Genomic DNA, 14,018 nt, shown 5'->3' on the forward strand with positions numbered 1-14,018 from the left:
CCGCGTCGCCGGGTTACTTTTTTGCCTGCTGACCCGAGGAAGCTCAGTGCCGGAAGCGCTGGGCCAGGGACGGCGGAAGGAACCGGGCGTGGACCCTGCGGGGGAAACGAGAGCCGCGGCGCAGTTCCGCTGCCACGGTTTCCAGGTCCGCCCACGCGGGGGCCGGTGTCCGGGGGCCGCGCCGCGCCCCGGCATACGCTTCCTCCTCGTAGGAGCTGCGGATGCGGGTCAGCGCTTCCTCTGCACGGGGGGAAAGTCCGGCATCGTCCACCAGGCGGGCGGCGTAGGTCCGGGGAGTGTCGGCGGTCCGGCCGGGATAGCCGTAGTCGATCCCCAGATCCGCCAGTTCGTCCCAGAGCGGCGCCGTTCCGCCGTCGGCCGCGGCGTGCCGCCGCCTGCCGGCCCGCCGACGGCGCATCGCCCACGGTGCCAGGACGGCAGCCGCCGCTGCCAGGACGGCCAGGACTGCCCCCAGCCACGCCGTTCCACCCGTGCTGCCCGGTTCAAGCACGGTTTCCGGTGCCAGCGGTGCTTCCTGCGGGACGGCGGGTGCCGCCGCGGGCGCTCCCGGGAGGCGCGGGTCATCATCGTCACGGATGGCGGCGCCGACGGGTGCCGTCTCCTGCCGGGCGTAATCCGGAACCGATCCCCGGGATGGGGTGGGCTCGAAGCGGACCCAGCCGGCCCCCTCGAAGTACAGCTCGGGCCAGGCATGGGCGTCGGCGGAGTCGACTTCGAATTCGCGCAGCGGTTCACCGCCGGGACCGGTCCCGTCCATGGTCCGGCCGGTGCTTTTCCCGGGGGCGTATCCCAGTGCCATCCGGCTGGGGATGCCTTCCTGCCGGGCCATCACCGCCATGGCAGCAGCGAAATGGATGCAGTAACCGGCCTTGCGTTTGAGGAATTCGGACAGGACTGACATTCCGTTCCCGTCGTAACCGCCTTCTACCGGAGCTTCCAGGGAGTAGGAAAACTGCGGCCCGCGGAGGTACGTCTGCAGTGCGACGGCCTTCGCGTACGGGGTGGAGGCGTCCTTGACCGCTTCCGCGGACGCGTCGCGGATATTTCCGGGAAGGTCTTCGGGCAGAGCCGTGAACACCGGGTCGACGCTGCCGCTGTCAGTTGCCGGGCTTCCTGCCAGTTGTTCGGGGGTCGGCTGCGGGGAGACGCTCAGGACCTGGTAGTTCTGCTGCGTGGCGGAATCGGAGTCCTCATCCAGTACGGTCATGGTCTTCGGATCCCACGACCAGTTCCCGTCGGCACCGGTTACCCCGAGCGGATAATAGGGGGCCAGCAGCCAGGGACTGGAGTAGGTCCTGGAACTTATCCGCGTGACGACCGGTGCACCCTGGCTTTGCCCGGACTGGCCGTAGCCGCCCGGGGACATGGTCGATACGCCGTCGCGGCGCTCGTCCGCCCGTACATCCGGAGCCCACCTGCTGCCGGAAAAATCCTCGAGGGTGGTGGACCGCAGATACACCGGCTCCGTTGAGGAGGTGGCATAGCTGATCCGCCCGGCGGACTGGGGCTGCCGCAGGTCATTGCCCAGAGTGACGATCGGATTGAGTCCGGTGCCGCCGGAGAAAAAGCTGAACCTGCTCCCTTCCGGGAAGGCTCCGCCGCTGAATCCCGGCAGGACCGCAGGCAGCAGCAAAGCCAGCGCCAGCGATGACGCGCAGACCGCGCCTGCACGTGCCAGCCACGGCCGGGGAATCCGGGAACGGGGTCCCAGCTGTTCCCGCCGGGAACCAACCGCAAGGAGCACCAGATATCCGGCTGCCGCGAGCAGGAAGTACCCCGCGCCCAGGCTGTCGGGTTTCAACACCGCGGGGATCATGACGACGGCGAACAGGCCAAGTCCCGCCGTCGCCGGCATCCGAAGCGTGGCCGCCAGCGTATCCGTCAGCACGGCAACCAGCCCGATCCCCGCACAGCACAGGAAGAGGATGCCGGGCAGCGGCTGCACAGGCGTCACTTCGGTGAGGATCACGGTGCGGGCCTCGGATAACAGGGCATCGGCCCGGGCGAGGGTGGCAGGGCCCGGCAGGAACCCGAGGAACGAAGACGACGAAGCGAATAACCAGGTGAGGGTGCAGGTAAGGACGGCCACGCCCGCCACCGGCACCAGCGGCTGCGGCACCGAGAACCGCCGCGCACCGGCGGTGGCTGCCAGCGGGACCAGGACGGCGAAAAACAACGGCGGCAGCCAGGACCACCCTTCGATGACCCCGTGGATGCTGAGCGAACACAGCAGGACAGCCACGGCGCCGGCCGCCCCCACCTCCAGGTTGGCTGTTCCGCGGCCCGCGACGGGGCCGGGTTCCGGCTCCTGCACGCTGGGCGGCGGCGGAGAACCGGCGTCGGGACGGGCAAGAAGGGCGCTCATACCTGCTCCTCGACGGAGTGGGCGGCCGGCCGGTCCTGGTCGAGGAGGGACCACGCCGCCGGTAACGGGGTTTCCGGGGTTACCGCGGCGGCAATCCAGCCTGCTTCCCGGAGGATCTTCAGCGCCGGTCGCAGCGCGGCGGGCAGGTCTGTTACCAGGAGCGCCAGCGGCTGGCGGGTAAACCGGGACGCCGGAGCCAGGACGAGCGCTTCTTCGGCGGTCATCCGGCCTGCTACGACCAGCAGGGGCCCGGGCGCGCGGCCTGCTCTGTCCACCCCGGCGAAGGGCACGGCCGGGTCGGGCGCGTATCCGGCCGACGGCTCCGGGACAGGATCCAGTCCCAGGGCGGCCAGCCCTTCCGCGAGGTTTTGCACCCCGTCAGACCCGCGGAAGCCGGTCTCGCTGCCGTCCAGGGCAGACGGGGAGCGGGCCAGCCCCGGCCGTGAAAGCTCATCGGTGAAGCGCACGCTGTAACCGGCGTCCGCGAAAAATACGGCACATGAGATAACGGCCGACACTGCCCACTCGAACGTTTCCGAGGTCAGCAGGTCGCCGTTGCCGGGGTGTGGTGCCGCTGCGCCGGCGTAGGAGGGCAGGCGCTGGTCCAGCAGGATGGAAGCCGTCGGCGCCGTCACCGGTTCCTCCTGCCGGACCATCAATTCACCATGCCTGGCTGTTGCCGCCCAGTGCACGCGGCGCATGGGATCTCCATACCGGTATCCGCGGGTGGAAACATCGTCTTCGCTGGGCATTCCGATGCGCCTGCTGGGCGAGGTGCCGTCGGTTCCGAGGGAGCCGAACAACGACGTTGGGGGTAGCTCCAGCGGGGCCGGAGCCACGGCCAGCCGATCGGTTCCGCCGAGGGTATGCACCGTTCTGGCCAGCCCCAGGGGGTCCACGAAGTCGGCCGTCACCGGGCCGATCCCGTAAAGCCCGCGCCTGCTTGACCGCAGCCTGTACTCATAGGTGCTGCTTCCGTCCCCCTCCGCGTAGCCGGAGGGAAAGCGGAATACCGGGCTTGGGCCGAAGCGGAACGGCAGCCCTTCGCGCATGACCGCCCCCGACAGCGGGGTTCCCCGGCTCCGCACCCGCAGGGACACGTTGGCGGCCGTCCCGGTCTCCACCAGCGGAGGGGTGAAAGCCCGTTCTACGTCAAAACCCGGCCTCAACAGCCGCAGCAGTCCCGCGGCCAGGACCGGCAGGCCGATCAGCAGGACCGCGAGGGCCAGCAGATCCAGGCGTCCCAGGGATGCTGCGCCCAGGAACGCGACCGCGCCGGCACAGAGCAGCCCCCAGCCGCGCGGGGTGAAAAACCTCGTGACGGAGCCGGCATTCATGATGGCCTTTCGCTCGACGGTGCGGCGGGGACGGCGGACAGGAACTAGCGGTGCAGGCGCTCCGCCGATGCGGCCGTGCGGGGGACAGGTACGGAAGCAATCACGGAATCGATAACGCCCTCGGCGCTGATCCCCGTTCCGGCAGCCTTGCGCTGCAGCAGGAGGCGGTGGGCGAGGACGGGTTCCGCCAGGCTCGTCACGTCGTCGGGCAGCACGAAATCCCGGCCCGCGAGCGCTGCGTAGGCCTTGGCTGCGCGGAGGAGCTGCAGGAGGGAGCGGGGACTGGCACCCAGGCGGAGATCGGGGTGCTCACGGGTGGCCCGGCCCAGGGCGACGGTGTATTCCTTGACCGCATCGGAGACGTAGATGTCGCGGACCCGGGCGATCATTGCCGACGCTTCACGGATCCCCACCACGGGGGTGATGCTGTCCAAGGGGGACCCCGCCTGGTGGTTCTCCAGCATGTCGACCTCGGACCGGGCATCCGGGTAGCCGAGCGAGAGCCGGGCCATGAACCTGTCCCGCTGGGCTTCCGGCAGGGGATAGGTGCCCTCCATCTCGATGGGGTTCTGCGTGGCCACCACGAGGAAGGGTGCAGAGAGCCGGTGCGTCCCGCCGTCAACGGTTACCTGGTGCTCCTCCATGCACTCCAGCAGCGCGGACTGGGTCTTGGCCGAAGCGCGGTTGATTTCATCGGCAATGACCACGTTGGCGAAGACGGGTCCCTGCCGGAATTCAAACCGGTGGCTGTCCTGGTTATAGATGGAGACCCCGGTGACGTCCGAGGGGAGCAGATCGGGGGTGAACTGGATGCGGCTTACGGTGCAGTCGATGGTGCGGGCCAGCGTCTTGGCCAGCATTGTCTTCCCGACGCCGGGAACATCCTCGAGCAGCACATGCCCCTCGGCCAGCAGCACCGTGAGCATCAGCCTGGCGGCTTCTTCCTTGCCGTCAATCACCGTGTTCACGGCAGCAAGTATGCCGTCGGCGGCAGCGGCGAAAAACCCCGGGTCGGCGGTGGAGGAAGGGGACTGGAAGGAGGCGGCTGACGGCCGGGAAGGAAAGCTGTTGAGCGACGCTGCGGCGGACTGTATCGGAGCGTCCATGGACACCTTCCATGCTCGGCGGTCGCCGCTGCAACGTGCAGCCACCGTGCCCGCGGAGATACGCAGGCCTGTCGGGCCAACGGCGGTTTGTCTATTCAGGCTACTAGCTCACCTAGGCTTATGAACATGAGTAATCGCAGCGGATTTGTTCCTGGAAGCATACCGGCCTGTTACCTCCCGCCGGCCGAAGACGCCGGAACCGTCCGGCATAAGGGCAAGGGCTACCCGCCGGCACCCGAGCCGCTGCCGGTGCCCGTCATGGATAACCACACGCATTTCGACTTCCCGGCGGGCGGTCTTTCAGACGGCTTTACGGTTTCCCTTTCCGCCGCCCTCGATGCGGCGGAGGCGGCCGGTGTCCAGGGGGCCATCCAGGTCGGAACGGATCTTCAGTCCTCCCGCTTCACCGCCGACGCCGTCGACGCCGATCCGCGTCTGCTCGGCGCAGTGGCCATCCACCCCAATGATGCGCCCGTGCTCGCCGCCGAAGGCGCGCTGGAAACGGCGCTGGAAGAAATCGAGGCGCTCGCCGGGCATCCGCGCATCCGGGCGATCGGAGAAACCGGGCTCGATTACTTCCGAACCGGGGAAGAAGGCCGGGAACGGCAGCACTATTCGTTCCGCCGGCATATCGACATTGCCAAGCGCCTGGGCCTGGCACTGCAGATCCACGACCGTGATGCCCATGACGACGTCGTCCGCCTCCTGAAGGAGGAAGGGGCCCCCGGCACGGTGGTCTTCCACTGTTTCTCCGGAGACCGCGGGCTGGCACGTATCTGCAACGAAAACGGCTGGAACATGTCCTTCTCCGGAACGGTGACGTTCAAGAATTCATACGACCTCCACGAGGCACTCACGGTGGCGGACCGGCAGCTGCTGCTCGTTGAGACTGATGCACCCTTCCTCACGCCCCACCCGCACCGCGGACGGCCGAACGCCAGCTACATGATCCCCTACACTGTGCGTTCCATGGCTGACCGCCTGGGTGCCGATCTGTCGGAGCTGGGCGCGGACCTTGCGGCAAATACCCTGCGCGCCTACGGTTCCTGGAACGAGGGGTAGGCCGGCCCGCGGCCGCGTGTCCGGGACGTTGCCCGGGGATCCGCGGCCGGGCGCCCGCGGAGGGCGTGTTTGCCAGCACATCACAGTTCGGTTACGGTAGGGAGCAATTAGCCGGGGTCGGGGAAGGCATCCGGACTATCTCTGCATTTCCTGCGGGTTCGTACCGTCCTGCGGTACGAACCTGAGAACGCGTGTCCGCAGCAGTTACTGCGCTACGCCCACGCGTGTTCGCCAAGCCTGTGCCTGGCGCGTTCCATGCACCCTGCCCGTTCGGCAGTGTGCACCGAACGTGTCCGGCGCTTCAAGTCCCCGTGCCCGGATTCTGTGACCGTTTGGAATCTCGTGGCAAGTTCACTCGCAAAGCGTGGGGTAAAGATCGTTGGCCAGGCAGCCGTCATGGTGTGCCTTCTGTTGGGGCTGGTCGCCTTTGTCGGTGCCAGCAAGTCGGTGGTGCTGACCGTCGACGGCGAAAGCCAGAAGGTGCAGACCTTCGACGGCACTGTCGCCGACGTCCTGGAACAGGCCGACATCACGGTCACCTCCGCGGATCGGGTGACGCCGGAACCGGCAGCCGCAGTGCAGGACGGCGCCGTCATCGACGTCCAGCGGGCCCTGGCCGTGGACGTCACGGTGGACGGCGAGGGAACCACGGTCCACACCACCGGCGAGACCGTCGAGGACCTGGTCTCGGAACTGCGGGTCTCCGCCGAATCCGCAGTCTCCGCCCCGCTGGATACCTCCCTCGAGGGGTTGGACGGCAGCATTTCAATTTCCACTCCCAAGACGGTGTTCGTGACCATTGACGGGAAGACCCATGAACGCAGCACCACCGCAGGGACCGTCCGGGACCTGCTGAAGGAATCAGGCGTCAAGCTGGGCACCGCCGACCAGGTGTCCGCGCCGCGCAGCGCCGGCCTGGTGGACGGCATGGGCGTGAAGGTCACCCGCGTATCCGCAGGTATCGAGGAGACGGTCACCGAGCCGGTGCCGTTCACGAGTGCCGAGGTTCCCGACCCCAATCTCCCCGAGGGCGAGGAGAAGGTGACCACTGCCGGCGTGGACGGCGAACGTTCCCGTGTCTTCTCGGTCACCGTGGTGGACGGCAAGGAAATCAGCCGCACCCTCGTGAAGGAAAGCGTCGCCAAGGAGCCCGTGGACGAGGTTGTCGCCAAGGGCACGAAGAAGCGCACCGAAGCCAAGACCCCCGGCACCCCGCCGGCCGCCGGCGGCGGCGAAGCGCCCTCCTCCGGCACCTGGGCAGCCTTGGCCCAGTGTGAATCCGGTGGAAACTGGCACATCAATAACGGCAACGGCTACTACGGCGGCCTGCAGTTCAGCTCCGGCAGCTGGCTTGGTGCCGGCGGCGGCGCCTACGCCCCGGTCGCCAGCGAAGCCACCCCGGAGCAGCAGATCGCCGTGGCTGAAAAGCTGCGGGCCAACGGCGGATGGGGCCACTGGCCCTCGTGCGCCTCGAAGCTCGGCCTGCTCTAACCCGGACACGGATCCCGCTCAGCCGGCGATCTCGTGGGCCAGGGCGGCCGCGTGTGCAGCCCGGTCCCCGGCCCCGGCCGAGCGGAAGGACCGTTCACTGTCTGCCAGATAGGCGGAGCCTGCATCCCTCCGGCCCGTCCGCGCCAGGGCGAGGCCGAGGTGGAGCGCCAGCTCGCCCGAGTCCTGGGGCGGCAGCTCGTCCCGATGGGTATACACATCCGAAAGCAGCCCGACTGCCCGGGCATGCTCACCCTTCAGGTCCAGCAGGAGTCCCCGGCTGTGGGCCAGTTCCAGCCGCTCCGGGCCGGACAGTCCCACCACCGACATTGCCGCCTCTGCATGCTCGATACAGGCCCGGGTCTCGTCGTCGGAAATGCCCGCGGCAAGGCGCATGCCCGCAGTAGCGGTATTGAACCGCGCCCAGAGCTCGACGTCGGCCCCGGGCTGCAGCAGGTCGCCGGCAGCGCGGTGGTACGCCAGCCCTGCGGCGGTGTCACCGCGGCGGAACGCCACATTTCCCACCGCCCAGTACGCCTTGCCCTTGGCACGGCGGCCCACTCCTGCCTCCAGCAGTGGCAGCACCAGGGTGCGGCAGTAGTTCCATGCCTCTTCGATCCGCCCGGTCTCGGCCAGGGCAGCAACCAGCGCTTCGCAGGCTGCCAGGAAAGGCTCCGCTCCGGTCCCTGAACCCTGCACCAGTTCCACGGCCCTGCGGGCGTGGTCAACGGCCGCGCCCAGCTCACCGGCGCCCTGATAAGCGGCGGCGAGCAGGGTTTCGGCCTGCGCCCCGGAGCCGGGATGCCCGGCCGCCAGGGGATGGCGGGGCAGCTGCAATGCTTCCCGGATGCTGTCCCGGTAGGAGTGGGTGGTGCACAGGCAGCGGGCGGCCAGGTACGTCCAGTCCCACCACGCGCGGGGATCTCCCTCGGCCAGCGCAGCCTCCGCCGCTCGCGCCGCCAGGACGGCAGCTGCGCCGTAGTCGCGTTCGTCCACCGCCTGGCAGGCGGAGAGTCCCAGGAAAAGGGCGGACTCGTCCCGGGGCCGGGATTCTCCCGGAACCCCGGACGCGGGGGCGAGCCGTTCGGCCAGCAGCCGGACCGCGCCCGGCGCAGGTTCCCTCCGCCCGGTTTCCAGCAGGGACACTTCCCGCGGCCGGAAGAATCCGCCGCCCAGCTGGCCCTGCGTCAGACGACGCTGCCGCCGCTCCGACCGCAGCTTTTCACCGAATGATTTACCCATCGTCGATACCGCCGATCCCAGGGGTGCGGCACACTGTCGCCGGTGCCGGCAATGCGCTCGATGCTACCGGCGGGAGCCGCCGCCCGGCAGAGCAGCGTGGGCTTACGGGCGGCAAAACGGCCAACTCTTCCTTGTCCGGGGGGAGCCGCGTCTGCCCGCCGCGAATCCGCCCGGAGGGGCGCGCCGGAACTGTCCGCCGCCCGCTTGCCCGGACCCGGCGGCAGTGCCCGCTCGGCTAGTATTACTGGGTGAGTGAATCCGAATCCGCCCCCCGAACACCCGTCCCCGCGCTCCTTGGCGCCTCGGATATCCGGGCGCTGGCTGAGGAGCTCGGAGTCCGCCCCACCAAGACCCTGGGCCAGAACTTCGTCATCGACGGCAACACCATCCGCCGGATTGTCGCGGCGGCAGATATTGCGCCTGGTGAAACGGTGCTGGAGGTCGGTCCGGGCCTGGGCTCGCTCACCCTGGGCCTCCTTGATGCCGCCGGTGCCGTGGTGGCGGTGGAAATCGATCCCGTCCTCGCCGGCAAGCTGCCGTCCACCGTGGCCGAACGCCGGCCGGAAGCGGCGGACCGGCTCCACGTTGTCCTTGGCGACGGCATGCGCATCACGGAACTGCCCGAGGAACCCACGGCATTGGTGGCGAACCTGCCCTACAACGTTGCGGTCCCTGTGGTGCTGCACCTGCTGGAACACTTCCCGTCCCTGCAGCACGGACTGGTCATGGTGCAGGATGAAGTCGCGGACCGGATGGCAGCCAAACCCGGTTCCAAGACATACGGCGTGCCCTCGGTGAAAGCTGCCTGGTATGCCCAGATGCGTAAGGCGGGCGTCATCGGCATGAACGTCTTCTGGCCCGCCCCGAAAATCGCCTCCGGGCTGGTGGGGTTTGTCCGGCACGACCCCCCGCAGACCCGCGCCACCCGCGAGGAGGTCTTCGCGGTGATTGACGCGGCCTTCGCGCAGCGCCGGAAGACGCTGCGGGCGGCTTTGGCCGGCTGGGCGGGCAGCCCGGCGGAGGCGGAGAAAGCCCTGCGGGCTGCGGGCGTGGACCCTAGCGCCCGCGGCGAGGTCCTGGACATCACGGCGTTCGCCCGGATTGCCGAAGCCCGGAAGCCGCTCATTGCCTGAGGACACAGGAGCCGAAGACATGCCCGCACCGCGCTCCGTCCGGGTCCAAACCCCCGGAAAAATCAACGTCTCCCTCCGGGTGGGACCGCTGCGTCCGGACGGCTACCACAGCGTGGCCAGCGTCTACCTGGCCGTGTCCCTTTTCGAGGAAGTGACGGCCACGGAGCTGGCAACGGATGAGATCCGGCTGACCCTCAGCGATCCCTACCACAGGCTGCCGCGGACCGGCATCCCGCTGGACGGGGACAACCTTGCCGCCCGCGCCGCCCGCGCGGTTGCGGCCAGGGCCGGCAGGGACGGTGCCGGTGTGCTGCTGCACATCACCAAGCGCGTGCCGGTGGCCGGCGGGATGGGCGGCGGCTCGGCGGATGCCGCGGCCGCGCTGGTCGCCTGCAACGAACTTTGGGAAGCGGGTCTTGCACCGGCCGAACTGGCGGAACTGGCTGCCGGCCTGGGCGCGGATGTCCCGTTCGCCCTGCTCGGCGGTGCCGCCGCCGGACTCGGTGTGGGGGACCGGCTCACCCCGGTGCCGGCGCCGCGGCCGCTTCACTGGGTCCTGATCCCGGCCGCCTACGGGCTTTCCACCCCGCAGGTCTACGCCGCCGTCGACCGCCTCCGTGAGGGGACCGACGTCGTTGAGCCGGCCGAAGTGGACCCGGCGATCCTCGCCGCGCTGGCCGACGGGAACACTGCCGCCCTGGCAGGCGTTCTAGCCAATGACCTCCAGGCGGCCGCATTGGAACTTGCTCCCGGGCTCCGGCCCGTCCTCGACGCGGGAACGCGCCTAGGAGCCCTTGCCGGAATGGTCTCCGGCTCCGGCCCCACAGTGGCCTTCCTGGCAGCAGACGAAGCCGCTGCGTCCGCCCTCGCTTCCGCCCTGCGCGCGGAGGGGCACGATGCCCTGTCCGCTTACGGCCCGGCCGAGGGCGCCGTCGTGCTTCCCTCCGACACCACCGCACCTGCGACGTACAGAAAGTAGTACCGATTGGCACACCTGCTTGGTGCTGAGAACCTCAGCATTTCCTTTGGCACCCGCACCATCCTCGACGGCGTTTCCCTCGGCCTGGAGGAAGGCGACCGGATCGGCATGGTCGGCCGCAACGGCGACGGCAAGTCGACCCTGATGAGCCTGCTGGCCGAACGGCAGACCCCCGACGACGGCCGGGTGACCCGCCGCCGCGACGTCACCGTGGGCTACCTGGACCAGACGGACGTGCTGGACGGGGACCTGACCGTGGGCCAGGCCATCGTGGGCGACGCGGCAGACTACGAATGGGCGTCCAACGCACGCATCCGCGACGTCATGAGCGGCCTCATCCAGGAAGTGGACTGGAACGCGCAGGTCTCCTCGCTCTCCGGCGGGCAGAAGCGCCGCGTGGCGCTGGCGAAGCTGCTCACCGGCGACGATGACGTCATCATGCTCGACGAGCCCACCAACCACCTCGACGTCGAAGGTGTGGCCTGGCTGGCCCGGCACCTGAAGCAGCGCTGGCGTCCCTCCGACGGCGGCCTGCTGGTGGTCACCCACGACCGCTGGTTCCTGGATGAAATCTGCACCCGGACCTGGGAGGTCCACGACGCCGTGGTGGACCCGTTCGACGGTGGCTATGCCGCCTATGTGCTGGCCCGGGCCGAGCGGGACCGGATGGCGTCCGTGGTGGAAAACAAGCGCCAGCAGCTGGTCAAGAAGGAACTGGCCTGGCTGCGCCGCGGCGCCCCTGCCCGCACCGCCAAACCCAAATTCCGCATCGAAGCGGCGAACAACCTCATTGCCGACGTCCCCGAGCCCCGCGACACGCTGTCGCTGAACAAGATGGCCACCGCCCGGCTGGGCAAGGACGTGCTGGACCTGGAAAACGTGTCCCTCACGCTGGGGGACACCGACCTGTTCCGCAACATCACCCTGCGGCTGGCACCGGGGGAGCGGCTGGGCCTGGTGGGCGTCAACGGCGCCGGGAAAACCACCCTGCTGCGCCTGCTCAACGGCGACATTGAGCCCACAGCGGGGCGGCTCAAGCGCGGCAAGACGGTGCAGACCGCCGTGCTGACGCAGGAAGTAAAGGAACTGGACGAGGTCGCGGACCTGCGCGTCATCGAGGTGATTGAAAACGAGAAGCGGGTCTTCAACGTGGGCGGGCGCGAGCTGTCCGCCGGCCAGCTCGTGGAGCAGCTGGGCTTCAGCGCGCAGCGCCAGTGGACCCCGGTGAAGGAGCTCTCCGGCGGTGAACGCCGCCGGCTGCAGCTGCTGCGCCTGCTGGTGGGTGAGCCGAACGTGCTGATGCTCGACGAACCCACCAACGACCTGGACACCGACACGCTGGCCGCCGTCGAGGACGTGTTGGACGGCTGGCCCGGCACGCTCGTGGTGGTTTCGCACGACCGGTACCTGCTGGAACGGGTCACCGACCACCAGATGGCACTCCTCGGCGACGGGAAGCTGCGCGGGCTGCCCGGCGGCGTCGACCAGTACCTGGAACTGCGCGAACAGGCGCTGGCTGCCAATTCCTCGGCGTCCACGGCCGCCCGCGGCTCCTCCCAGGCAGCCCGTGCCGCTGCGGCCGGGGCCTCGCGTCCCGGCGGTTCCGCCGCATCCCCGGCGCCCTCCGGGGGCGGGACGGCGACGGCGGTGTCCGGCTCCGGCGCGTCTGAAGCGGAAAAGCGGGCCGCCAAGAAGGACCTGACCCGGATCGAGCGCCAGCTGAGCAAGCTGTCCGCGCAGGCCGAGAAGATCAATGCACAGATGAATGACGCGACGCAGAAATCCGGCGGTGCGGACTTCGAACTGATCGGTGAGCTCAACGCCAAGCTGCAGGCTGTTGCGGCCGAGCAGGAGGAGCTGGAAATGCAGTGGCTGGAGGCATCGGAGATCCTCGAGTAGGAACCTGCCCGGCGGCGGGACTGCTGCCGTTCCGAACCGGCAGCAGAACCTGGCTGGCAGCTAGTCCAGCAGGCGGGGCAGGATATGCTCGCTCAGCAGCGGCGAGAGGTCGGTGCGCTCGGCGGCGGCGGCAGGCACGGCCCACAGAAGCTCTTCAATTTCCGCGGCGGCGGCAGGCTGCGGGCCGTCCGCGGGAAGGGTCCAGGCGAAGAGGCCGGCGTCAATGAAGGTGTCTTCTTCATTCGCTGCCGGACCGTACCAGCGGCCCAGGTCCTCCAGATCGGCGGCTGCGACGCTCAGCCCGAGTTCCTCGCCCACTTCCCGGGCTGCTGCCTCCGCAAAGGATTCACCCGGCTCGAGCTTGCCGCCCGGCTGCATGAAGCGCGAGGTGCCGCGCTTGCGCACCAGGAGGATCCGGCCGGCGTCGTCGCGGATGAGGACCGCCGAAAGCCGAAGAACCGCCGGCGGCTTCGCGGCGTCGGCGCCGCCCTCGGGTACGGCCGCGCCCTGTCCGCCGGATGGAGCGGCTACGGGGGAGCCGGGCAGGTGGGAGAGCTGCGGGTCCTTCTGCAGGCCCGCGAGGCCGTTCCAGGACAGGTTCACCAGATGCGCCGCCACGGCGGCCTTGTCCGGCGTTCGGGTCTCCAGCCACCACTGGCCGGTCATGGCCACCATGCCCACCAGCATCTGCGCGTACATTCCGCCGACCTCCGCGCTCAGGCCGCGGTTGCCGAACTCCGTGGACAGAATGTGTTCCACATCCCGGGTGATCCGGGACAGCAGGGTGGAAAACGTCCCCTCGGGCTGTGAGGGCGGCGCGTCCCGGGTCAGGATCCGGAAGCCGTCCGTATGGTTTTCGATGTAATCCAGCAAGGCGTAGGCGGCACGTTCGAGCAGTACCCGGGGGCCGGCGTCGGCACTGAGGGATTCGGTCATCACGTCCAGGAGGCGGTTGAACTCCATGTCCACCACCTCGGTGTACAAGCCTTCCTTGGAGCCGAAATGCTCGTAGACCACCGGCTTGGACACGCCGGCCGCCGCCGCGATGTCCTCGATGGTCGCGCCGTCGAGGCCGCGCAGCGCAAACAGTCCGCGTGCCACCTCGATCAGCTGGGCGCGGCGCTGGACGCCGGTCATACGCAGGCGCGTGCCGCCCGCGGAAGTCTTTACCACCGGATCAGTCTACCTACGGAAAACCCGGCACGGATGGCAGGCAGTCCGGGTGCACGGGACTCAACTCGCGAACCCAGCGGCTCCCGTGGCAGACTAAACTCTTGTGTGCGCGGCCAGCCGCGCACATGATCCGCCCTGGTGTAACGGCAGCACCCCGGCCTTTGGAGCCGTGGAGTATAGGTTCGAATCCTATGGGCGGAACGCTAGGCAGCA

Annotated in this window: 10 protein-coding genes, 1 tRNA gene and 1 pseudogene; 6 read left to right on the plus strand and 6 right to left on the minus strand. The window is 69.0% G+C overall.

Features of this window, described 5'->3' with window-relative positions; genetic code table 11:
* Positions 1-43: 43 nt before the first annotated feature.
* The 3 genes from AC5RT8_RS06780 to AC5RT8_RS06790 are packed head-to-tail and all read right to left on the minus strand — an operon-like array spanning position 44 to position 4,829.
* The gene (locus AC5RT8_RS06780) at positions 44-2,386 is read right to left on the minus strand and encodes a transglutaminase TgpA family protein (RefSeq protein ID WP_494094945.1); all 2,343 of its coding nucleotides are present in this window, start codon (positions 2,384-2,386) and stop codon (positions 44-46) included.
* Positions 2,383-3,723, minus strand: a complete 1,341-nt coding sequence (locus tag AC5RT8_RS06785) for a DUF58 domain-containing protein (protein ID WP_494094946.1) — start codon at positions 3,721-3,723, stop codon at positions 2,383-2,385. Before AC5RT8_RS06785 ends, AC5RT8_RS06780 begins: the two co-directional genes overlap by 4 nt.
* Positions 3,724-3,767: 44 nt before the next feature.
* Complete coding sequence (locus tag AC5RT8_RS06790) at positions 3,768-4,829, minus strand: AAA family ATPase (RefSeq protein WP_494094947.1); 1,062 nt, start codon at positions 4,827-4,829, stop codon at positions 3,768-3,770.
* A 126-nt stretch (positions 4,830-4,955) separates the two neighbouring features.
* On the opposite strand from AC5RT8_RS06790, the gene AC5RT8_RS06795 reads away from it, so the two are divergent.
* Together AC5RT8_RS06795 and AC5RT8_RS06800 are read left to right on the plus strand one after the other, a co-directional pair.
* Positions 4,956-5,891, plus strand: coding sequence for a TatD family hydrolase (locus tag AC5RT8_RS06795; RefSeq protein ID WP_494094948.1), 936 nt, complete (start codon positions 4,956-4,958; stop codon positions 5,889-5,891).
* A gap of 342 nt (positions 5,892-6,233) precedes the next feature.
* Entirely contained in the window at positions 6,234-7,382 is a 1,149-nt protein-coding gene (locus AC5RT8_RS06800) for a resuscitation-promoting factor (protein ID WP_494094949.1), read from the plus strand.
* Positions 7,383-7,400: 18 nt separating this feature from the next.
* Here AC5RT8_RS06800 and AC5RT8_RS06805 read toward each other — a convergent pair whose 3' ends face one another.
* Positions 7,401-8,621, minus strand: a complete 1,221-nt coding sequence (locus AC5RT8_RS06805; RefSeq protein WP_494094950.1) for a helix-turn-helix domain-containing protein — start codon at positions 8,619-8,621, stop codon at positions 7,401-7,403.
* Between the two features lie 248 nt (positions 8,622-8,869).
* On the opposite strand from AC5RT8_RS06805, the gene rsmA reads away from it, so the two are divergent.
* Genes rsmA through AC5RT8_RS06820 form a run of 3 tightly spaced genes read left to right on the plus strand, consistent with a single transcriptional unit; the run spans position 8,870 to position 12,632 of the window.
* Positions 8,870-9,754 (plus strand): 16S rRNA (adenine(1518)-N(6)/adenine(1519)-N(6))-dimethyltransferase RsmA, encoded by an 885-nt coding sequence (gene rsmA / locus AC5RT8_RS06810; RefSeq protein ID WP_494094951.1) that lies wholly within the window; start codon positions 8,870-8,872, stop codon positions 9,752-9,754.
* A gap of 19 nt (positions 9,755-9,773) precedes the next feature.
* Complete coding sequence (locus tag AC5RT8_RS06815) at positions 9,774-10,733, plus strand: 4-(cytidine 5'-diphospho)-2-C-methyl-D-erythritol kinase (RefSeq protein ID WP_494094952.1); 960 nt, start codon at positions 9,774-9,776, stop codon at positions 10,731-10,733.
* Between the two features lie 6 nt (positions 10,734-10,739).
* Positions 10,740-12,632 (plus strand): ABC-F family ATP-binding cassette domain-containing protein, encoded by a 1,893-nt coding sequence (locus AC5RT8_RS06820; protein ID WP_494094953.1) that lies wholly within the window; start codon positions 10,740-10,742, stop codon positions 12,630-12,632.
* A gap of 60 nt (positions 12,633-12,692) precedes the next feature.
* Here the strand turns inward: AC5RT8_RS06820 and AC5RT8_RS06825 are convergent, their stop codons facing one another.
* Both AC5RT8_RS06825 and AC5RT8_RS06830 read right to left on the minus strand, forming a co-directional pair.
* Positions 12,693-13,037, minus strand: coding sequence for an NUDIX hydrolase (locus tag AC5RT8_RS06825; protein ID WP_494095191.1), 345 nt, complete (start codon positions 13,035-13,037; stop codon positions 12,693-12,695).
* A 147-nt stretch (positions 13,038-13,184) separates the two neighbouring features.
* A pseudogene (locus tag AC5RT8_RS06830) lies at positions 13,185-13,769 on the minus strand (TetR/AcrR family transcriptional regulator); the annotation flags it as partial.
* A gap of 165 nt (positions 13,770-13,934) precedes the next feature.
* On the opposite strand from AC5RT8_RS06830, the gene AC5RT8_RS06835 reads away from it, so the two are divergent.
* Positions 13,935-14,006 (plus strand) — tRNA-Gln (locus tag AC5RT8_RS06835).
* The last annotated feature ends 12 nt before the right edge of the window (positions 14,007-14,018 follow it).

This window comes from Arthrobacter sp. Ms25 (assembly GCF_059090365.1).